The sequence below is a fragment of the Halobaculum sp. CBA1158 genome, from assembly GCF_021431925.1.
Lineage (GTDB): Archaea > Halobacteriota > Halobacteria > Halobacteriales > Haloferacaceae > Halobaculum.
This window is the reverse complement of sequence record NZ_CP090371.1, coordinates 2,355,052-2,376,315: the sequence shown is the minus strand read 5'-3', so window position 1 is coordinate 2,376,315 and position 21,264 is coordinate 2,355,052. Positions and strand designations below refer to the sequence as shown.

Sequence of the window (21,264 nt, the reverse complement as noted above, 5' to 3'; positions counted from 1 at the left end):
AAATGGCAGGAATCTTCGACTTCGCGCCGGCCATCGTACTGCTCCCGTTCCTCTCGTTCCTGATCGCGATCGGGACGGCCATCTCCGGGCGTGACCTGCTGCCGAAGGGCGGGGCGATCCCCGGCATCGCGGCGACCGCCGGGTCGCTCGTCCTCTCGATCGCGATGGCCGCCACAGTCGCGGGCGGAGACGAGTACGACGCGACCATCTACACGTGGGCCGTTGGGGCCGTCCCCGACGACGGGGCGCTCGAACTCACGTTCGGCGTGCTCATCGACCCGCTGTCGTCGATGATGCTCGTCATCGTGACGCTCGTCGCGCTGCTGGTGCACGTGTTCTCGCTGGGATACATGAACGACGACGGGCAGACGGGGCTCCCGCGGTACTACGCCGGACTCGGCCTGTTCACCGCCTCCATGCTCGGGTTCGTCGTCGCCGACAACCTGCTCATGGCGTTCATGTTCTTCGAGCTGGTGGGGCTGTGCTCGTATCTCCTCATCGGCTTCCACTTCCGCGAGCCCGGCCCGCCGTCGGCCGCGAAAAAGGCGTTCCTCGTCACCCGCTTCGGCGACTACTTCTTCCTGATCGGCGTCGTCGCCGTGTTCGCGACGTTCGGCACCGCGCAGTTCGTCGGTACCGAGGCCGCCCCCGGCTTCCCGGTGCTGGCCGAACAGGCGCTGGCGGGTGAGTTCGCCGCGAACACGTTCCTCGGACTCGGCACCGAGGCGTGGTTCACCGTCGTCGGCCTGCTCGTGCTCGGCGGCGTGATCGGTAAGTCCGCGCAGTTCCCGCTACACACGTGGCTCCCCGACGCGATGGAGGGTCCGACGCCGGTCTCGGCGCTCATCCACGCCGCGACGATGGTCGCCGCCGGGGTCTACCTCGTCGCGCGGATGTACGGCTTCTATGCGGTGTCGCCGACGGCGCTGGGCGTCATCGCGCTGGTCGGCGGCTTCACGGCGCTGTTCGCCGGCACGATGGGCATCGTGAAACGCGAACTGAAGCAGGTGCTCGCGTACTCCACCATCTCGCAGTACGGCTACATGATGCTCGCGCTGGGCGCGGGCGGCTACGTGGCCGCGACGTTCCACCTGCTCACCCACGCGTTCTTCAAGGCGCTGCTGTTCCTCGGCGCCGGGTCGGTCATCCTCGCGATGCACCACAACGAGAACATGTGGGACATGGGCGGGCTGAAGGACAAGATGCCCGTCACCTACTACTCGTTCCTCGCGGGATCGCTGGCGCTGGCGGGCATCTTCCCGTTCGCCGGCTTCTGGTCGAAAGACGAGATCCTCTACGAGACGCTGATCCACGGACTGGACGGTCAGCCGCTCCTGCTGCTCGGCTACGTCTTCGGCCTGCTCGCCGTGCCGGTCACCGCGTTCTACACGTTCCGGATGGTGTTCCTCACCTTCCACGGCGACGCCCGAACCGAGCAGGCGGAGTCGCCGGAGGCTGTTCGCTGGAACGTGAAGCTGCCGCTGGCTGTGCTCGGCGTGCTCGCGGCCGGCGCGGGCGTGGTCAACCTCGCCCCCGTCCGCGCGCTCACGGGCGCACACGTGGACTTCCTGCACACGTGGCTCGACATGGGGTACACGGACCTGTCGGTCCACCACTACGCCGACATCGACCCGTACTCCTCGGCGTACATCGGCGGGGAGGTGACGACGGTCCTGCTGGGCGCGGCGGTGTCGCTCGGGCTGGCGCTCTCGGGCCTGGGGCTCGCCTACCGCCTGTACGCGGTTCCGGAGCCCGTCGAACACACCGACAAGCTCGGCTCCCTCAAGGACCTGCTGTACGACAACTACTATCAGGACGAGTACCAGGTGTACATCGCCGAGCGGGTCGCCCTCCCGCTCGCTCGCGCCGCCGACACCTTCGACCAGGGCGTCGTCGACGGCGCGGTCAACGCCGTCTCCAGCGTGAGCCTGTTCTCCGGGTCGCGCATCCGGCGCATCCAGACGGGCGTCGTGAGTAACTACGCGGCGATGGTGACGCTGGGACTGACGGTGCTGCTTGTGGTCTTCGGCCTCCTCGGGGGGTGGTTACTGTGATAATCGAAGCACTCATCGGAGTGACGTTCCTCGCGGCGCTGGTCGTCATGCTTGCGCCCGACGAGTACGCCGGCAGGCTCGCGTTCGCGCTGAGCCTCCTGCCGGTCGTCGGGAGCCTGTACATGTGGGCCGGCTTCGACGGCGGCGGGAACGCGCTCATGGCCGGGAGCATCGCCTACCAGACGCAACTCGACTGGCTGACCGTCGCCGGCTACGAGCTCCAGTGGTTCGTCGGCGTCGACGGCATCAGCCTCCCGTTGGTCGTGCTGTCGACGGTGCTGTCCTCGCTGGCGATCGTGTCGGCGTGGACGCCCATCGACACGCGCCAGTCGCAGTTCTACGGCCTCATGCTGTTCATGGAGGCGAACCTGCTGGGCGTGTTCACCGCGCTCGACTTCTTCCTGTGGTTCGTCTTCTGGGAGGCCGTGCTGGTCCCGATGTACTTCCTCATCGGCGTGTGGGGCGGCCCGCGCCGGAAGTACGCCGCGATCAAGTTCTTCGTGTACACGAACATCGCCAGCCTCGTCATGTTCATCGGGTTCATGGCGCTGGTGTTCAACCTCCCCGTCAGCTCCTTCGGGCTACCGGAGATAACACAGTCGCTGCAGAACGGCGGGCTGGCCGACCTGAACTACCTCGGTCTGTCCGCCGACGCGCTGAAGCTCGCGGCGTTCGCGGCCATGTTCGCGGGCTTCGCGGTGAAGGTGCCCGTGGTTCCGTTCCACACGTGGCTGCCGGACGCCCACGTCGAGGCTCCGACGCCGGTGTCGGTGATGCTGGCGGGCGTCCTCCTGAAGATGGGGACGTACGCGCTGTTGCGATTCAACTTCACGATGCTGCCGGACGTGGCGACGCGCCCGCTGGTGGCGACCGTCATCGCCGCGATCGCGGTGATATCGGTCATCTACGGCGCGATGCTCGCGCTGGCCCAGCAGGACCTCAAGCGCATCGTCGCGTACTCTTCGGTCTCCTCGATGGGGTACGTCATCCTCGGGCTCGTCGCCTACACGGGCCTGGGCATCGGCGGCGCGACGTTCCAGATGGTCGCTCACGGGCTCATCTCGGGGCTGATGTTCATGGCGGTCGGCGTCATCTACAACGTCACCCACACGCGCATGGTGGGCGACATGTCCGGGATGGCCGACCGGATGCCGATCACGGTCGGCATCCTCGTCGCCGGCGCGTTCGGCTACATGGGCCTCCCGCTCATGGCCGGCTTCGCCGCCGAGTACTTCATCTTCCAGGGGGCGTTCGCCTCGACGGTGATCCCGTCGGCACCGCTTTTCACCGCGGCGTCGATGTTCGGCATCGTCATCGTGGCGGGCTACCTGCTGTTCGCGATGCAGCGGACGCTGTTCGGCGAGTTCCGTCTGGAGACCGACTACGAGGTGCACCGAGCGGCGTTCCACGACGTGGCACCGCTGGCGGTGCTGCTGCTTTGCACCATCGCGCTCGGCGTCGCGCCGAGCATCTTCTTCGAGATGATCACTGACGCGATCGAGCCGGTGGTCGCGGTCGTCGGGGGTGGTGCCTGATGGAGCCGGTGCTCCTGCAGGGCGACCAGCTTCCCCAGTGGACCGCGCTCGCGCCGGCGCTGGCGCTGGCTGTGACGGGACTGCTCTTGATAGTCGTCGACAGCGTCGACCCCGACGACGGCCGCCCGGCGCTGTTGGCCGGGATCGGAACCGTCGGCGCGCTGGCCTCGCTGGGGCTCGCGGGCTGGTTCCTCTCGGCGGGCACCGGCCAACCGAGCACCGACGGCGCGATCAGCCTGTTCGGCGACGCGCTCATCGTCGACGGGATGGCGCTGTTCTTCCAGGCGCTGTTCGCCTCCGTCACGGCGCTCGTCGTGGTCGCGAGCTACGACTACCTCCACGACCGCGAGTACCAGGCGGAGTTCTACTCGCTGGTGCTGTTCGCGGCGACCGGGATGGCGTTGATGGCGGCGGCCAACTCCCTGGCGACGGCGTTCATCGCCCTGGAACTGGCGTCGCTGCCCTCGTACGCGTTGGTCGCGTACCTGAAGCGCGACGCCGGCTCCGTCGAGGCCGGCATGAAGTACTTCCTCATCGGCGCGCTGTCGTCTGCGGTGTTCGCGTTCGGCATCTCGCTCGTGTACGCCGCGACCGGGAGCCTCCTGCTTCCGGACGTGTACGCGGCGCTGTCGGAGGGCGGTGAGGGCCTCGCGGGCGTCGCGGGCGTCGGCATCCTGATGGTCGCCGGCGGCTTCGCGTTCAAGACCGCCTCCGTGCCGTTCCACTTCTGGGCCCCGGAGGCGTACGAGGGCGCGCCCGCGCCGGTCTCCGGGTTCCTCTCGTCGGCCTCGAAGGCCGCCGGGTTCGCGCTCGCGTTCCGCGTGTTCGTCACCGGCTTCCCGCTGGAGGGGGCCGTCGACTGGGTGCTCCTGTTCCAGGTGCTCGCGGTCGTGACGATGACGCTCGGCAACTTCGCGGCCGCCACCCAAGAGGAGGTCAAGCGCATGCTGGCGTACTCCTCCATCGGCCACGCGGGCTACGCGCTCATCGGTCTCGCGGCGTTCACCGCCGGCGACGGCGGCAACGTCCTCGGAGCGTCGATGGCGCACCTGCTGGTGTACGGCTTCATGAACACCGGCGCGTTCCTGTTCGTCGCGCTCGCGGAGCGCTGGGGGATCGGCCGGACGTTCGAGGACTACGCCGGCCTGGCGAGCAGGGCACCCCTGGCCTCGGTCGCGATGACCGTGTTCATGTTCTCGCTGGCGGGGCTGCCGCCCTTCGGCGGGTTCTTCTCGAAGTACTTCCTGTTCGCCGGCGCGGTCGAGGCCGGCTTCTGGTGGCTCGCGGCCGTCGGCGCGGTCAACAGCGCGCTGTCGCTGTTCTACTACAGCCGCGTCGTGAAGGCGCTGTGGCTCGACGACGCGACCACCGAGTTCGAGCTCGGGTCGACGCCGACGGCGCTGTACGCCGCGGTCGTGTTCGCCGGCGTCGCGACGGTGCTGCTGTTGCCCGGATTCGCCCCGGTCATCGAGACGGCGCAGTCGGCCGCGGTGGCGCTGCTCCCGTAACCGGGACCGCACACCGCCCGGTCCTCGACCGAGGTGCGATCGCCGTGGGAACGCCGGTCGCTCGCGATCGCCGAAGGACGGCAGGGTTTTCCGGACACGGCTCCAGCGGCGTGTGTGATGCGTCGGCTCGTGCTCGGCTGCGGAACCGTCGGCAACGCCATCGTCGACGAGCTCGCCGCCCGCCCCGGCACTCTCCACGTGATAACCGACGACAGCGGTCGCGCGACCGCGCTTCGCGACGAGAACGTCGCGGCCGCAGAGGCCGACCCCCGCAACTCCGCCGGCTACCCCGACAGCGCCGACCTCGTCGTCGTCGCGGGCGAGTCGACGACGACCAACCTCACGGTCGCCGACCGCGCCCGCGACAGCTTCCCCGACGCTGTGATCGTCGCGTACGCGGGCGAGGACGCGACGGAGGCGGACCTCCAGGCGCTTCGGGAGATCGCCGATCGCGTGATCGACCCCATCGGCGTCACCGCCGCCCGCGTGCTCGGCGTCGCGACCGGAGAGACGGCCGACCGCCTGCGGCAGATGCTCCGGGCGCTGCGCTCGGTCGACGGGACGCTCGCCGTGGTCGCCCACGACAACCCCGACCCCGACGCGATCGCGTCGGCTGTGGCGCTCGTACGCGTGGCGGAGTTCGCGGGCGTGACGGCGGAGGCGTGTTACTACGGCGAGATATCCCACCAGGAGAACCGCGCGCTCGTCAACCTCCTCGACATCGAGATGCGAACGCTCGATCCCGAGGTCGACCCCCGCGAGGAGTTCGCCGCCTTCGCGCTGGTCGACCACTCCCGTCCCGGCGTCAACGACAGTCTCCCGTCGGACATCGAACCCGTGGTCGTCGTCGACCACCACCCGCCGCGAGAGCCCGTCGACGCGGGGTTTGTCGACCTCCGAGACGGCGTCGGCTCCACGTCGACGCTGCTGGCGGAGTACCTGGACCGGTTCGGGCTGACGCCCGACGAGCAGGTGTCGACCGCGCTGTTGTACGGCATCCGTATCGACACCAAGGACTTCACCCGGGAGGTGTCGGAAGCGGACTTCGACGCCGCGGCGTACCTCCTCGCGCACGCGGACGCGAGCGTCCTCGACCGGGTGGAGTCGCCGAGCGTGAACTCCGAGATGTTGTCGGTGCTGGCGGCGGCGATCGAGAACCGGCAGCGACGCGGGACGGCCGTCGCCTCCTGCGTCGGGGAGATCCGCGACCGCGACGCGCTGGCGCAGGCGGCCGAGCGACTGCTCGCCTTAGAGGGGATCGACACGACGCTGGTGTACGGCTACCGCGACGGCGTGGTGTACGTCTCGGGACGCGCTCGCGGCGGCGACGTGGACCTCGGCGAGACGTTGCGGGACGCCCTCGGACAGATCGGCTCGGCCGGCGGCCACGCCGACATGGCCGGCGCGCAGATCCCGCTGGGCATCCTCGGTGCCGCCGGCGACGACTCGACGGAGTCGCTCACCGACATCGTCCGGGACACGGTCGCCGAACGGTTCTTCGAGACCCTCGCGGACGCGCCGTCCGCGCCAGTCGGCACGACGGACCAGAGCGTCACGTTCCCCGATGAGGACTGACCCCGCGGGCGCGGGAGTGCCTGCCTCGGCGTCGCAGTCGGCGCACGCGGCCGGCGCTCGTCGGTCGCTCCGCCGAGAGCAACCCTTACCTCGCGCCCGCTCGAACTGACCCCGAATGAACGACGATCACGGCGACGCGTTGCGGCCGAAGGTCAAGTCGTACATGACCCGCGACGTGTCGACGGTGTCGCCCGACGACACGGTCGGGGACGTCGCCCGGCGGATCCTCGAGAGCGACCACAACGGCTTTCCGGTCACCGACGGGCGCACGGTCGTCGGGTTCGTCTCCGCGCGCGACCTCCTGTTGGCCGACGAGGACGCCTCGCTGTTCACGGTGATGAGCGAGGACATCATCGTCGCACACCCGGAGATGGACGTGACCGACGCCGCCAGAGTGATCCTCCGGTCGGGGATCCAGAAACTGCCCGTCGTCGACGACGCCGACAACCTCGTGGGGATCATCTCGAACACGGACGTGATCCGCTCGCAGATCGAGCGCGCGACGCCCGAGAAGGTGGGGAAACTGCGGCGGACGCTGGAGGAGATCCACGGCGTGAGCACCAGCGAGGAGCGGCGGACGGTCCGGTTGGCGGATCTCACGCCGACGCAGGCGCGCGTGTACGCCGACGAGTTGGAGGGACGGCGCTACGAACTCGAGCGCGGACTGGCCGAACCCCTCGTCGTCATCGACAACCCCAGCGCCAGCGGCGAACTCGAGGACGACGGGACGCTCGTGCTCGCGGACGGCCACCACCGGGTGATGGCCGCCCGCCGCCTCGGCATCGAGGAGATGGACGCGTACGTCATCGCCATCGCCGACCACGTCGCACTCGGGATGGAGGAGACCGCGCGCAAGGAGGGTCTGGAATCCGTCACCGACATCGAGGTGATCGACTACACCCGACACCCGCTGGTCGAGACGACCCAGCGATTCAGCGAGGAGTAGCGCGCCGCGTTCGCGGTCGCCGACGCGGTCCCGTCGCGTTCGCGGTCGTCCGCCGGAGCCGCCGTGTCCGTGCCGCTATTTAGCGTGCGTTACTCCTCGTCTCGTCCGTCCGCTCGGTCGAACTCCCGTTTCCACTCCGCGAGCAGCGCGTCGGCGGCCCCGCGGTCGGCGACCCGCTCGCGTCGGTAGTCGCGGCCGTCGCTCGCCTGTTCGAGTCGGTCGAGCCTGACCACGTAGCTCCCGTCGACGCGCTCGCGCACCCGCAGCGTCGCGTCGCCGTCGTCGCGTTCCCACTCCTCGTACCCCTCGGGCGTCTCCGTGCGCGTCCAGGCCATACCGGTCGGTGGGGACGGGCCGTCCTCAACGCGGCGGTTCGCGGTCCACACCCGACCGGTCGCGCCGCGTCGACCCGGCCGCTACGCGAGCCGTTTCCGTGCCCCGAGGCGATCTCGGAGCGGACTCTCGCTTTGCGAGCACGCCGGACAGACTGCATACCCCAGCCGGTCGTACCCGATCTGGGTCGACGGCGCACGCACCCCGCACTCGCCACACTCGAACGTCGCTGTCTCCGCTGGCACCATGTCACGTGCTTCGGTGGTATCTCACTTAGTTGTATGCCGCCTGTCAGACGTTACTCGAGAGATAACCGAGTGCGTTCACGATATGCTCGTCCGACGCAGTCCGGCGTTTTCGGGAGAGAGTGCGGGACTCTGTCGACCGAACGCGTCGGCCGGGGTGGACGACAGTCGTAAAACGTCGAGATCCGGGAACCGATATCGCCGGTCTACTCGGCCTACAGCGCGTCGACGACGTTCAAGAAGCCGGAGCCGTAGTACGCCTTGTCGTAGCCGTCGGGCACCTCGGCGGCCCGCTTGAGTGCGCTCTCGACTTGGTTCGCGTTGTAGTCGGGGTTGGCGCTCTTGACCAGCGCGGCCGCGCCAGCGACGTTCGGCGCGGCCATCGAGGTACCGGCCTTCCAGCCGTATCCGGGCACCTGCTCGGGTTCGCCATCCTCGTCGATGTCCTCGTAGGTGAACACCGCGTTGAACACCAGGTCGTTATAATACGGGACGCCGGTGCCGATGGCGTCGAGGTCGGCGTCGCCGCCGGGGGCACCGAGCGTGATCGCGTTCGTTCCGTAGTTCGTGTAGAACGCCGGGCTCTCGGGCGGCGACGCGAGATCCGACACCGCGCCATCCCCATCGGCGTCCCAGCCGTAGCCGATCGGGCCGGTTGCCGAGACGGACACCGCCTGCGCGCCCTCGTTGGGGAGGCTGATGACGTTCTTGTCGTGCTGGAGGTCCGCCGAATCGTTGCCGGCGGCGATCACGAGCAGGGTGCCCGCGTTGTTCGCGTACGTCATCGTACTGTTGAGCACCTTCCCGTAGAACGATCCCTGTCCCTGCCGCGGAACCGGGTAGGCACCCAGCGAGAGGTTCGCCACGTCGGCGTCGATGTTGGCGCTGTAGACGACTGCCGCGAGGATGTCTGCGAACGAGGCACCTCCTCCAGAGGAGAACACCCGACAGTCGACCAAGTCAGTCTTCGGCGCGGTCCCGTTGACGCCGATTCCGCCGCCGTTGTCAGCGGCGACGATACCCGCCACGTGCGTCCCGTGGTCGTCGCCGCCGACGGGGTTGTGATCGCCGCCGTCGTCCGTGAAGTTCCGGGACAGATCGAGGTTGAGCGGGCCCGCGAGGTCCGGGTGAGTCTCCAGCACTCCGGAGTCGATGATCGACACGCGCGTGCCCTCGCCCTCGGTCACTTCGTGGGCTTCGGGGACGCTGAGTATTTCTTTATCCCACTGGAGGAAATCGCCGGGCTGTCCCTCGTAGTCGGAGGCGTCGAACGCGGGCACCTCGTCGTTCACCGGGGGTTCGTCCAGTTCGACCTCGATGTCGGCCGCATACCCCTTTACTGCAGTCGATCGCTTCACGTCGGACTCGCTTCCCTCGACGACGGCGAACTTCACGCCAGGCATCTCGTGGACGACCGTCAGGTCCGAGGGCAGGCGCTTCCCCCTCGTCTCCACGATGAACCGGTCGGTCCGCTCGGCCGCCGTCACGGTCGTTCCGGCGAAGATGCCGCCCAGTACACCGCCGCTCAACTTCAGGAACGTCCGTCTTCCGTGCTGGGACATACCATACCACATGAATTCATTCGATATAAACATTGATAAACGATATAGCTGTTAAATAGGATTTATTCGCGGATCGAAACAATCTGGACGGGAGTATCCACTTCGATAGGCTCTGAACGGACGAATACACGAGACGTGTCGTCTCTACGCGACGGTCATCGTGGCGGCCTACTCGTGACCGGAGACGCGCACCGGCTCGTACGGCTCCTCGAGGTACTCCATGTCCGAGTCGGACAGCGAGAGGTCGAGCGCCTCCACGGCGTCCTCCAGGTGTTCGACGCTCGTGGTGCCGACGATGGGCGCGTCCACGGCGTCCTGCTCGAACAGCCACGCCAGCGCGATTTGGGCCATCTTCACGCCCTTCTCCTCGGCCAGTTCCTCGACGCGGGCGTTGATCTCCTCGCCGCCGCCCTCCAGGTACGGGTGCCGGCGGGCGTGCTCCTCGCTTTCTCCGCGTGTGGTGGTGTCGAGTTCGTCGACGGGGCGGGCGAGCCAGCCGCGCGCCAGCGGCGACCACGGGATCACGCCGACGTTCTCGCGCTCGCACAGCGGGAGCATCTCGCGCTCCTCCTCGCGGTACAGGAGGTTGTAGTGGTTCTGCATCGTCGCGTACCGCTCCAGGCCGAGGTCGTCGGCGACGTGGAGCGCCTCCGCGAACTGGTGGGCCCACATCGAGGAGGCACCGACGTAGCGCGCCTTCCGGTCGCGGACGGCCTCGTCGAGCGCTCGCACGGTCTGTTCGATCGGGGTGTCGTCGTCCCAGCGGTGGGTCTGGTACAGGTCGACCGTGTCCATTCCCAGCCGACCCAGCGAGTTGTCCAACTCCTGCTGGATCGCCTTCCGGGAGAGGCCGCCGGAGTTCGGGTCGTCCTCGCGCATCCGGAAGTACCCCTTCGTCGCGACGACGAACTCGTCGCGGTCGTACTCCGCGAGCGCGTCACCGAGGACCCGCTCGGACGCGCCGTCGGAGTACATGTTGGCGGTGTCGAAGAAGTTCACTCCCAACTCGATCGCGCGGTCGACGAGCTCGGTTCCGTCCTCCTCGTCGAGCACCCAGTCGCGCCAGTCCGAGTCGCCGAAGCTCATGCAGCCCAGACAGATCCGCGAGACGGTCATCCCCGTGTCGCCGAGGGTGGTGTACTCCATGTCGATTGGGTCGTCGGGCGGCGACAAAAACCCGGGTGGCGAGCGCGCCACACGCGGCTTTGCCGGCGTCGCCGACCGACCGCAAACGCCGTCATGAGTCCACCGATCCCGCACCGATCCCGCACTACTCCCAGACACCCGGCCACGGTACCCAAACGATTATTCCCTATACTGTCCACGGTCCGCGTATGCCGGTCGATTACGACACCGCCGTCACCGACTTCGAGTGGGACATCCCGGAGGACTATACGCTCCCTTCGGTCATCGAAGGCCACGCGGAGGCGTTCGGCGACCGCGTCGCCGTCACCTTCCTGGACGACGAGGGAACGCGCGCCGAGCGGACGTACGCGGACATTCACGGCGACATGAACCGCTTCGCGAACGCCCTGGAGGAGTTGGGCGTCGGCGAGGGCGACCGCGTGATGCACTTGCTCCCGCGCCACCCGGACGTGTTCGCGGTGCAACTGGGGGCGCTCAAACGCGGCGCGCTCGTCGTCCCGTGTTCGGCGATGCTCAAGCCGAAGGACCTCTCGTTCCGCGCGAACGACTGCGAGGCGACGACCGTCGTCGCCCACGAGTCGCTCGTGGACATGGTCGAGCCGATCGTCGACGAGACGCCGATCGAGACGCTGATCTGTCTGGACGGGAGTCCCGAAGGCTGGCACTCCTTCGACGACCTGATCGACGGCGAGGGGACCGAACACGACGGTCCCGACGTGGGCGCGCAGGACCCGATGAGCATCAACTACACCTCGGGGACGACGGGCCAGCCGAAGCCCGTCCTCCACCGCCACCGCTGGATGCGCGCCTTCGAGCTGGTGAACGCGCCGTACTGGTGGGGCGTCACCGCCGAGGGGACGGACGCGCCGGGCGTCGACGACGACCCGGACCTCGACGAGGAGCTGCTGTGGGCGACGACGGGAACCGGCTGGGCGAAGTGGTTCTGGTCGCCCGTCGGCGTCGGGATCACCACAGGCGCGCGCCAACTGCTGTACGAGGGGGACTTCGAGGCCGACGAGTTCCTCTCGGTGATGGAAGAGGAGGGCGTCACCCGACTGTGTGCCGTGCCGACGCAGTACCGGATGTTCACCCAGACGGACCTGAGCCAGTACGACCTGGAGTTGACGGAGGCGCTGTCGGCGGGCGAGCCGCTCAACCGCGAGCCGATCGAGGCGATCCAGGACGCCTACGGCATCACGCCCCGCGACGGATACGGGCAGACCGAGACGGTGTGTCTCGTCTCCAACTACCCCGGCATCGACGTGAAGGAGGGGTCGATGGGGAAGCCGACGCCCGGACTCGGTACCACCATCATCGACACCACCGAGGAGGAGGAGGTCGAGCCGGGCGAGATCGGCGAGATCGCGGTGCCGGTCGGCAACCCCGGCACCTTCGACAGCTACTACGAGAAGCCCGACCTCGACGAGAAGACGTTCTCGGGCGAGTACTACCGCACGGGCGACCTGGCCCGCGAGGACGAGGACGGCTACTTCTTCTTCGAGGGCCGCGCCGACGACATCATCCTCTCTGCGGGCTACCGCATCGGTCCGTTCGAGGTGGAGGACGCGCTCGTCTCCCACGAGGCGGTCGCGGAGGCGGCGGCGGTCGGCTCGCCCCACGAGGAGCGCGGCGACGTGGTGAAGGCGTACATCGTCCTCGCCGACGGCCACGAGGGGAGCGAGGAACTGACCGACGAACTCCAGAACTACATGAAAGAGGAGACGGCACCGTACAAGTACCCCCGCCGGATCGAGTACGTCGAGGAACTCCCCAAGACCTCCTCGGGCAAGACGCGGCGGATCGAACTGCGCGAGCGCGAGAAGGAGAAGTTCGGCGAATAACGCGGCAGCGACGCCGGCGGGACGGCTGACGGGCTGCGGGAACATCGCTCCCGCCGCACCCCTTCCGCCCAAGACTTATTCTGCATCCCGGAGAACGCCGGCATATGGCATCCGCGCCCTCCACCGACAGCGACGACGGCTGTCCCAAGTGCGGTCACACCGACGCCGAAGTCGGGAAAATATCCACCACGGGCGGTGGCCTCTCGAAGATGTTCGACATCCAGACGAACAGCTTCCGGGTCGTCTCGTGCACGAACTGCGGCTACTCGGAGCTGTACCGCGACACCGGCTCCGCCGGCAGCGACCTCGTCGACGTGTTCCTCGGGTAGATGGCCGGCGTCGGCGTCGTCTTCGTCCTGTTCGTCGCGCTGGCGGTGATCGCGCCGTTGGTGCTGTACGCGCTCGTCAGGGACGAACGCGAGCGCGACGCGGACCGCGTCGCCGACCGCGAGTCGGCCGAACGGGCCGCCCGCCGCGACACCGACGAGGAGCCGTAGGTCGGCCGCAGAAGGTCGATCACGAGATCGACCCGCCGTAACGTCCTTTTGCCCGGCGGCCCTGACTGTGTCCATCCAGCCACACCGCACGTTCGGCCACTCGGCCGGACCACGATTCGACGCCCGACCGACGCCGTTCCGTCCCATCGCCTCCGTATGACCGTCTGGCTCCTCGGCGATCAACTTCACCCCGACGCCGCACCGCTGCAGTCCGACGACCACGTCCTCATGATCGAGGCGCACGGCTTCGCCGAGCGCATGTCGTACCACCCCCAGAAGCTCGTGCTCGTGTTCTCGGCGATGCGTCACGCCCGCGACTCGCTCCGCGACGACGGCTACGACGTGACGTACGTCGAGGCCGAGTCGTTCGCCGCGGGGCTGGATCGCTACTTCGAGGCGAACCCCGGCGACTCGCTCGTGCTCCAGCGTCCGCCGAGCCACGGGGCCGGCGAGCGACTCCGGGAACTGGTCGAGGCGCGCGGCGGCGACTGCGTCCTCGTCGCCAACGACGGCTTCCTCACCACGCCCGACGACTGGAACGCCTGGGTCGAATCTCGCAACGACGACGGGTCGCCGGCGGGAGGCGACGACACCTACCGACAGGAACACTGGTACCGCCACGTCCGCCGCGAGACGGGACTCCTGATGACGGACGACGGCGACCCGGTGGGGGGCGACTGGAACTACGACGACGAGAACCGCGAGACGCCGCCGGACGACTGGTCGCCCCCGTCGGTCCCCGAGTTCGACCCCGACGAGGTCACCCGAGACGTTCACGCCTTCGTGACCGAGCGCTACGACGACGCCTGGGGGAACGCCGACCTGGACGACTTCGCGTGGCCGGTGACCCGCGAGCAGGCGTTGCACGCGCTGGAGCACTTCGTCGCGGTCCGCCTCCCCGAGTTCGGGCCGTATCAGGACGCGATGGTCGAGGGCGAGTGGGCGCTGGACCACTCGCTTCTCTCGCCGGCGATCAACCTCGGGCTGTTGGGTCCCCGGGAGGTCGTCGAGGCGGTCGTGGACGCCTACCGCGACGGCGACACCGACCTGCCGCTGAACTCGGTCGAGGGGTTCGTCCGCCAGGTGATCGGCTGGCGGGAGTTCATGCGGCACGTGTACCGCGAGTCGATGCCGGCGATGGACGAGGCGAACCAGTTGGGCCAGCACCGCGACCTCCCCGAGGCGTACTGGAGCGGCGACACCGACATGGTCTGCCTCTCGGAGGCCGTCGGCCACGTCCGCGAGCGCGGCTACGCCCACCACATCGAGCGGCTGATGGTGCTCTCGAACTTCGCGCTGATCTACGGCGCGGACCCCCACGAGCTGAACCGCTGGTTCCACCTCGGCTTCGTCGACGCCTTCCATTGGGTGACGACGCCCAACGTCGTCGGCATGGGGACGTTCGCGACGGACGCGCTCTCATCGAAGCCGTACGCCTCCTCCGCGAACTACGTGAACCGCATGAGCGACTACTGCTCGGGCTGTCCGTACTACCACACCAAGACGACCGGGGAGCGCTCGTGTCCGTTCAACGCCCTCTATTGGGACTTCCTGAAGCGCAACGAGGAGGTCCTCAGGGGGACCGGACGGATGGGGCTGATGTACTCGCACGTCGACGACAAGGACGACGAGGAGTGGGCGGCCATCGAGGAGCGCGCGGCGGAGATACGGGAGATGGCCGAGGACGGGACGCTGTAAGAACGGCGGCTCAGCGGTCGCCGCCGCCGACGAGCGACAGCACCCGGACCCGGCGGACGGCGTCGAAGTCCCGCAGGCGGTACACCAACTCCCGGACGCGCCCGGCGTCGCCGCGACAGAACACCGTCTCCAGACACCACTCGCCCTGGTGGACGTGGGAGGTGGTCGTGATCACGTCCTGGTAGTCGTGTTGCACGCCGTGGAGGGCGCGGATCACCTCGTCGTGAACGTAGTCGAACGCGACGACGGCGGCGACCTCGCCGGTTGCGTCCTCCAGGCGCGTGTGGCGTTCGACGTACTCGGCCATCGCCTCGCGGAGCGCCCGCGACCGGGAGTCGAACCCCTCGGCCTCGGCGACGGCGTCGAACTCGGCGAGGGCGTCGTCGGGGACGTTCAGGCTCGTTCGCATACCCGAAGTCGTCGCCCCCGGCGGTTCGGCGTTTCGGTATTACGGCCGCCCCGATCGGGTCATAACAGGCGTTTTCGGTCGGCGTCGCCGACCGTCGGTCGTGCTTCACGACGTCGCTCCCGGCCTGCTCGCGGGATCGCTCGCTCTCGGGGCGCTCCACGGGGCCGAGCCGGGCCACGGCTGGCCGATCGCCGCCGCCTACGCGTTCGACCGCGCGAACGCCTGGCTGGCCGGCCTCGCGGCCGGCCTCGTCATCGGCATCGGCCACCTGATCTCCAGTCTCGCGGTCGTCGGCGCGTTCTTTCTCCTGAAGACGCAGGTTCCCATCGACGGGCTCTCCGAGCCGATGACCGTCGCCGGCGTCGCGATCGGCTCGCCCATCGGCGTCGTCGCCGGCGTCCTCCTGATCCTGCTCGGGATCCGCGAGTACCGCGGCGACGGACACGGGCACTCGCATGGAAGCGATCCCGGCGACGAACACGGGCACGATCACGACCACCGGGACGCCGACGACGACGGCCACGAGCACTCCAACGCGGACGCAGACGCCGTCGGCGACGCGGACGGACCCGGGCGGCTGGACGCCGGCGTGGACGTGACGGCGACGGTCGACGCGCGGGGGACCGATCCCGGCCACGGTCACGCGGACGACGCGGACGACGCCGACGGATCGAGCGTCGTCGGGCGGATTCGGAACGCGATCCCGTTCGTCGGCACCGACGGCGAGGGTAGCCATTCCCACGGTCACTCCCACTCTCATGGTCACTCTCACGGCGACGGCCACACCCACGATCACGAGCTCTCGGCCGACGACGGCCTGTACGGGATCGCCGTGTCGGCGTTCGTACTGGGATTCGCCCACGAGGAGGAGTTCGAGATCATCGCTATCTGCGCGGGCTCCGACCACTGTCTCGAACTGATGCTCGCGTACGCGGGCACAGTCGTCGTCGTTATAACGGCGCTGACGCTCGCGCTGGTCGCGGGGTACGAACGCTTCGAGGAGCGGATGGAGCGCTACGCCGAGCACTTCCCGACGGTGTCGGCGATAGTGCTCGTCGCGCTGGGAGTCGGGTTCCTGTTCGGGGTGGTGTAGCGTGGCGGGACGGGGAGCGCCGACGCGGGAACGACCGCCCCGCCCCGACCCGACTGGACCGGCCTCAGCGGAACCGACCCAGCAGCCGGTAACGCTCGTCCGGGTCGTACGTCCGGAACAGCATGCTGTTGGCCAACACCGACACCGAGGAGAACGCCATCGCGCCGGCCGCAAGCACGGGCTGGAGCAGCCCCAGCGAGGCAAGCGGGATCATCGCGGTGTTGTAGCCGAGCGCCCAAAAGAGGTTCTGCTTGATCTTCGCGAGCGTCCCCTCGGAGACGTTGATGGCTTTCACCACGTCCATCGGATCGTCGCGCATCAGCGTCACGTCCGCGGCCTCGATAGCGACGTCGGTGCCGGAGCCGATGGCGACGCCGACGAACGCCGAGGCGAGCGCGGGCGCGTCGTTGACGCCGTCGCCGACCATCATCGCCAGCGAGCCGTCCGACTGGATCGCCTCGACGGCGTCGGCTTTGTCCTCGGGAAGGACGCCGGCGCGGACGTTGTCCGGGTCGATCCCGACCTCGTCGGCGACCGCGCGGGCTGTGCGCTCGTTGTCGCCGGTGATCATGTGGACCTCGATGTCGCGCTCGCGAAGCGCCGCGACCGCCGCGACGGCCGACTCGCGGGCCTCGTCGGCGACCGCGAGCACGCCCAGCAGTTCGCCGTCGGCGGCGACGAGCATCGCGGTCTTGCCCTCGGACTCCAACTCGCGCATCGCCTCCATCGCGGGTTCGGGGTCGACGTCCTCCTCGCGGAGCAGGTCGGGCTTGCCGACGACGACCGTGCCGTGCTCGGTGCGCGCGCGGATCCCTCGCCCGGATACGTTCTGGAGCACGTCGAGGTCGCCGGGGTCGACGCCGCGCTCGCGCGCGCCGGCGACGACCGCCTCCGCGATGGGGTGCTCGCTGCCGTGCTCGGCGGTGGCGGCGACCCGGAGCAGACGCCGTTCGGCGCTCTCGTCGCCGGACGCGTCGCCGTCGGCGGCGTCCTCGGCGACCGCCGCGCCGTCGGTCGCGGGCGCGACGGGCCGGGCGTCGGTGAGCGTCATCTCCCCGCGCGTCAGGGTGCCCGTCTTGTCGAAGACGACGGTGTCCGTGTCGCGGACGCGCTCGAGCACGTCGCCGCCCTCGAAGAGGATGCCGTGTCGCGCGCCGATACTCGTGCCGACCATCGTCGCCGCCGGCGTCGCGAGCCCCAGCGCGCAGGGACACGCGATGAGGACGGCGGAGGCGAACACCAGCACCGCGAACTCCGTCACGCCGACGGCGGCCGGCCCGCCCGCGGCGAGGCCCCACAGCGGGAGCGCCGAGACGACGCCCGCGACCGCCTCGGGCGCGAGGAACCACACAGCCCCCCACAGCAGGGCGTTGGCGATCACCGCGGGGACGAAGTACGCCGAGATGCGGTCCGCGACGCGCTGGATGTCGGGCTGTCGCGACTGCGCCTCCTTCACGCGCTCGACGATCTGCTGGATCGCCGTCTCCTCGCCGACCTTCGTCGCCTCGACCACGAGCACGCCCGTCTCGTTGACCGTCGATCCGATCACCTCGTCGTTCTCGCTCTTCTCGACGGGCACCGACTCGCCGGTGACCATCGACTCGTCGACGGCCGACTCGCCGTCGACGACGACGCCGTCGGTGGGCACCTTCTCGCCCGGGCGCACCTTCAGGCGGTCGCCGACCTCGACGTCCTCGAGCGGGACCTCCGCTTCGCTCCCGTCCTCCTCGACGACGGTCGCGGTGTCGGCCTCCAGCTCCAGAAGCGACCGGATCGCTTCGCCCGCCTGCGACTTCGAGCGCGCCTCCAGGTAGTTGCCAAGGGTGATGAACACGAGGATGAGCGCGGCCGTGTCGAAGTACAGCCCCGCCTGCGGCAACACGCCGAGCAAGGCGATCACGGAGTAGCCGTACGCGGTGGTCGACCCCAGCGCGATCAGCACGTCCATGTTGGCCCGCCGGTTCACCACGAGCGCCGTGTAGGAGTTCTCGTAGAACTCCCGGCCGAGCAGCACCTGCACGGGCGTCGCGAGCGCGAACGCGACCCAGCCGACGTGGAGCCCGGTCCCGGGAATCTCCTCGGGGAGCGTGCCGGGCGCGAGCAGTTCGAGCGCGAGCATCGCCAGGAGCGGCGCGGACAGCGCCGCCCCGAACAGCGTCAGGCGACGCTGGCGGGCGAGTTCGGCGCTCCGGGCGGCGTCCTTCGCTGACTCGCCGCCGTCGCCACCGGAGCCGCCGCCCTCCTCGCGGATCGGCTCGTAGCCGGCCGACTCGATCGCGTCGTCGATCTCCTCGCGCGTCGTCACCGACGGCGCGTAGCGGACGGTCGCCTCGTCGGTCGCGAAGTTGGCGTCGACGCTCACGACGCCGGGACGGTCGCCGACGGCGTCCTCGATGGTCGCAGAGCAGTTCGCACAGGTCATCCCGGTGATCCCCACGGTCACCGTCTCGGCGATCGGGTCGTAGCCGGCCGACTCGACCGCCTCGAACACCGCCGCCAGCGAGACGCGCTCGGGGTCGTACGCCACGGTCGCCTCGTCGGTCGCGTAGTTCGCGCTCACCTCGCCAACGCCGTCCACCTCCGAGACGGCGTCCTCGATGGTGGCGGCGCAGTTGGCGCAGGTCATGCCACCGATGTCGATCCGGACGCGGTTCGAGTCACTCATTGGGTGTACGTACGGGGTCCGTATTCATGCGGTTTGTGCCTTCGATCGTTCGGCTCTCTCCCGCTCGAATCTAACAAACCAAAGCGAAATCGGATCTGAAACCGATGAGAAAACCTCGCGGGATCGGTCGTCCGCGACCGAAATCCCCATGTCGTCGAGTCCGCTATCGTGAGGTATGACGACGATGCAGATCGACGGGATGACCTGCGGCGGTTGCGAGGCGAACGTCGTGGAGGCGCTGGAGGGCGTCGACGGCGTCGACGAGGCGTCAGCGGACCACGAGGCGAACGAGGCGGTCGTCGAGGGCGACGCCGACCCCCTCGACCTCATCGCGGCCGTGCCCGATCAGTACGAGGTCGAGTCCACGTCTTAGAGACTAAGCTTCGACCAACCCGATAGATTATACCACAACGCGACAAAACACGCTAACATGAGCGTCGGGTCGCAAGTACAGTCACTCACGAGCGCGCTTATTATTGGAGTTATTGCGCTGGCTCTGATTCCAGTATTTCAGGCGTTGGGTAACTCGATCCCTGCTTCAGGACTATTCCGTCTCTTCCTCGATGTCTTTCCCTTGTTGGTCGGTTTGTTCGCGATCGGGCTCATTGTAATCAGCATTCTCGAAACTGTCTAAAATTGGTATATCAATACCATTTTTTATTATCAAATCCGTAAATATATCTCCCTGCTGGTGAACCTCCAATATAATACGGATGACCAGTAGTGCGGCCAGAGTGAACGCCATCACTAATTTCCAATCGGAAACGCCAATCGTCGTGTAGACGGTTACCAGTAACTCAAACAACCCGACAATCAGCAGCCCGTACGTGACGAGCGCAACAATCGCATTTATGTCCGTCTGTCGGCTGGACCTCCTGTCTTCTCTCTCGGCTGCGAACGTTGTATCGCTCTCTGGTGTGCGACATCGAACCCTCTTCTCGTCAACTCGTATTGCTCTGGCAGTCCCCGGTCGGATTCCTGCTTGAGCAGCCCTGTCGCGATCAGATATTCCGCCGCTTCGTCGACTGCATCTGGGTCCAACTCTATTCTCTGGTGTACTGCATCAGATCGGCTGATTGTCTGACCTGACCCAGGAGATGTCTTGAGTGACGACCGTTCCCCCTCATACAACGCTCGGAGGAGCAAAGCCCACGAGGGTTCGTCCGAGGAGGCCATATGAGTCCTCATTGCGGGATAGTATTTATATTATTCAACACCGCATCGATTTCGCACGACTGATTCTACCTGCCCATCCCGTAGAACTCGTCGTTGGGTCGCCAGTCGGCGAACGTCGCCATCCGGTTGGAGAGGTTGAAGAAGGCGGCGACCATTCCGATGTCCCACACCTCCTCCTCGGAGTACCCCGCCTCGTACAGCAGATCCAGGTCCTCCGTGGTCACGGCGTCCGGGTCCTCCGTGAGCTTCACCGCCACCTCCAGCATCGCCATGCGCTCGTCGCTCACGTCGGCGGTGCGGTGGTTGGACACGAGCTGGTCCGCGAGGTGCGGGTCCTCGGCGTAGATGCGGACGAGCGCGCCGTGGGCGACGTTGCAGTACAGGCAGTTGTTCCGCCCGGAGACGGCGACGACGATCATCTCCACCTCCTCGCGGTCGAGGTCGGTGTCCTCGACGAGGGCGTCGTGGAACGCCATGAACGCCCGGAAGTGGCTCGGCTTGTACGCGAGCGCCGACATGACGTTCGGCGTGAAGCCCGCGCGCTCGGTCTCCTCGTCGAGTCGCTCGCGGACGTCCTCGGGGACCTCGTCGTAGTCGGGGACCGGGAAGCGTCGCTGGGCGTCGTCGAGCAGGTCGGGTCGGGGGGACTCCTCGCTCATGTGACGGCGTTCGGCGACGCGGGATAAATCCCTGTCCCCGGGTCGTCGTCGTCGCCGGAGCTGGTCAGCGCCGGCCGAGCAGCACGTACAGGACGAGTCCGAGCAGCGGTGCGAGGAACACGACGATGGCCCACAGGAACGCCGGATGCGGGCTGTTCCGCTGGGCGTCGGTGTACGTCCAGTACACCATGTAGATGAACAGGGCGAAGAACAGGAGGCTGATCAGGAGGGCGAGACCGCCCGCGGCGTTCTGGAGGGGGACCATGGCTCGAACCGCAGACGCCGATGGAATAGGTCTTGTGGCGCGATCCGCGCCCCCCGA

At 68.0% G+C, this 21,264-nt stretch carries 19 protein-coding genes; 11 read left to right on the top strand and 8 right to left on the bottom strand.

Going from position 1 to position 21,264, the window contains the following annotated elements:
* Positions 1 to 2 precede the first annotated feature (2 nt).
* The 5 genes from nuoL (at position 3) to Hbl1158_RS12400 (ending at position 7,618) form a co-directional block, all read left to right on the top strand.
* Positions 3 to 2,054, top strand: coding sequence for an NADH-quinone oxidoreductase subunit L (gene nuoL / locus Hbl1158_RS12420; RefSeq protein ID WP_234297572.1), 2,052 nt, complete (start codon positions 3 to 5; stop codon positions 2,052 to 2,054).
* Positions 2,051 to 3,589: a NuoM family protein gene (locus Hbl1158_RS12415; protein WP_234297571.1), complete on the top strand. Its 1,539-nt coding sequence runs from the start codon at positions 2,051 to 2,053 to the stop codon at positions 3,587 to 3,589. Before nuoL ends, Hbl1158_RS12415 begins: the two co-directional genes overlap by 4 nt.
* Positions 3,589 to 5,097: an NADH-quinone oxidoreductase subunit N gene (locus tag Hbl1158_RS12410; protein ID WP_234297570.1), complete on the top strand. Its 1,509-nt coding sequence runs from the start codon at positions 3,589 to 3,591 to the stop codon at positions 5,095 to 5,097. The genes Hbl1158_RS12415 and Hbl1158_RS12410 overlap by 1 nt, the downstream gene beginning before the upstream one ends.
* Positions 5,098 to 5,214: 117 nt before the next feature.
* Entirely contained in the window at positions 5,215 to 6,672 is a 1,458-nt protein-coding gene (locus Hbl1158_RS12405) for a DHH family phosphoesterase (RefSeq protein WP_234299532.1), read from the top strand.
* Between the two features lie 115 nt (positions 6,673 to 6,787).
* Positions 6,788 to 7,618, top strand: coding sequence for a CBS domain-containing protein (locus tag Hbl1158_RS12400; protein ID WP_234297569.1), 831 nt, complete (start codon positions 6,788 to 6,790; stop codon positions 7,616 to 7,618).
* Between the two features lie 89 nt (positions 7,619 to 7,707).
* Here Hbl1158_RS12400 and Hbl1158_RS12395 read toward each other — a convergent pair whose 3' ends face one another.
* From Hbl1158_RS12395 to Hbl1158_RS12385, 3 genes are all read right to left on the bottom strand, one after another.
* Positions 7,708 to 7,953, bottom strand: a complete 246-nt coding sequence (locus Hbl1158_RS12395) for a hypothetical protein (protein ID WP_234297568.1) — start codon at positions 7,951 to 7,953, stop codon at positions 7,708 to 7,710.
* Positions 7,954 to 8,411: 458 nt separating this feature from the next.
* Positions 8,412 to 9,758, bottom strand: a complete 1,347-nt coding sequence (locus tag Hbl1158_RS12390) for a S8 family serine peptidase (protein ID WP_234297567.1) — start codon at positions 9,756 to 9,758, stop codon at positions 8,412 to 8,414.
* 168 nt (positions 9,759 to 9,926) lie between these two features.
* Entirely contained in the window at positions 9,927 to 10,904 is a 978-nt protein-coding gene (locus Hbl1158_RS12385) for an aldo/keto reductase (protein ID WP_234297566.1), read from the bottom strand.
* Positions 10,905 to 11,092: 188 nt separating this feature from the next.
* Here Hbl1158_RS12385 and Hbl1158_RS12380 point away from each other — a divergent pair, with 188 nt between their 5' ends.
* The 4 genes from Hbl1158_RS12380 to Hbl1158_RS12365 all read left to right on the top strand — a co-directional run bounded on the left by Hbl1158_RS12380 (position 11,093) and on the right by Hbl1158_RS12365 (position 14,940).
* Positions 11,093 to 12,745, top strand: a complete 1,653-nt coding sequence (locus tag Hbl1158_RS12380) for an AMP-binding protein (RefSeq protein ID WP_234297565.1) — start codon at positions 11,093 to 11,095, stop codon at positions 12,743 to 12,745.
* Positions 12,746 to 12,849: 104 nt separating this feature from the next.
* On the top strand, positions 12,850 to 13,074 hold the full coding sequence (locus tag Hbl1158_RS12375) for a zinc ribbon domain-containing protein (RefSeq protein WP_234297564.1): 225 nt from the start codon (positions 12,850 to 12,852) through the stop codon (positions 13,072 to 13,074).
* The gene (locus Hbl1158_RS12370) at positions 13,075 to 13,242 is read left to right on the top strand and encodes a hypothetical protein (protein ID WP_234297563.1); all 168 of its coding nucleotides are present in this window, start codon (positions 13,075 to 13,077) and stop codon (positions 13,240 to 13,242) included.
* Between the two features lie 156 nt (positions 13,243 to 13,398).
* The gene (locus Hbl1158_RS12365) at positions 13,399 to 14,940 is read left to right on the top strand and encodes a cryptochrome/photolyase family protein (RefSeq protein WP_234297562.1); all 1,542 of its coding nucleotides are present in this window, start codon (positions 13,399 to 13,401) and stop codon (positions 14,938 to 14,940) included.
* Positions 14,941 to 14,950: 10 nt separating this feature from the next.
* On the opposite strand, the gene Hbl1158_RS12360 is transcribed toward Hbl1158_RS12365, so the two are convergent.
* A complete protein-coding gene (locus tag Hbl1158_RS12360) occupies positions 14,951 to 15,349 on the bottom strand; it encodes a ribbon-helix-helix protein, CopG family (RefSeq protein WP_234297561.1) in 399 nt (132 codons plus the stop codon).
* A gap of 100 nt (positions 15,350 to 15,449) precedes the next feature.
* Between Hbl1158_RS12360 and Hbl1158_RS12355 the strand changes: the two genes are divergently transcribed.
* Entirely contained in the window at positions 15,450 to 16,442 is a 993-nt protein-coding gene (locus Hbl1158_RS12355; RefSeq protein WP_234297560.1) for a hypothetical protein, read from the top strand.
* Positions 16,443 to 16,506: 64 nt separating this feature from the next.
* Here Hbl1158_RS12355 and Hbl1158_RS12350 read toward each other — a convergent pair whose 3' ends face one another.
* Positions 16,507 to 19,107, bottom strand: coding sequence for a heavy metal translocating P-type ATPase (locus tag Hbl1158_RS12350; RefSeq protein ID WP_234297559.1), 2,601 nt, complete (start codon positions 19,105 to 19,107; stop codon positions 16,507 to 16,509).
* Between the two features lie 175 nt (positions 19,108 to 19,282).
* Here Hbl1158_RS12350 and Hbl1158_RS12345 point away from each other — a divergent pair, with 175 nt between their 5' ends.
* Positions 19,283 to 19,480, top strand: coding sequence for a heavy metal-associated domain-containing protein (locus Hbl1158_RS12345; RefSeq protein ID WP_234297558.1), 198 nt, complete (start codon positions 19,283 to 19,285; stop codon positions 19,478 to 19,480).
* A 171-nt stretch (positions 19,481 to 19,651) separates the two neighbouring features.
* On the opposite strand, the gene Hbl1158_RS12340 is transcribed toward Hbl1158_RS12345, so the two are convergent.
* The 3 genes from Hbl1158_RS12340 to Hbl1158_RS12330 form a co-directional block, all read right to left on the bottom strand.
* Positions 19,652 to 19,852, bottom strand: coding sequence for a hypothetical protein (locus Hbl1158_RS12340; RefSeq protein WP_234297557.1), 201 nt, complete (start codon positions 19,850 to 19,852; stop codon positions 19,652 to 19,654).
* Positions 19,853 to 20,348: 496 nt separating this feature from the next.
* Positions 20,349 to 20,915 carry a peroxidase-related enzyme gene (locus tag Hbl1158_RS12335; RefSeq protein ID WP_234299531.1) on the bottom strand — a complete coding sequence of 189 codons (567 nt, stop codon included), beginning with the start codon at positions 20,913 to 20,915 and terminating at the stop codon, positions 20,349 to 20,351.
* A 91-nt stretch (positions 20,916 to 21,006) separates the two neighbouring features.
* Positions 21,007 to 21,207, bottom strand: a complete 201-nt coding sequence (locus Hbl1158_RS12330) for a PLDc N-terminal domain-containing protein (protein WP_234297556.1) — start codon at positions 21,205 to 21,207, stop codon at positions 21,007 to 21,009.
* Positions 21,208 to 21,264: the final 57 nt, after the last annotated feature.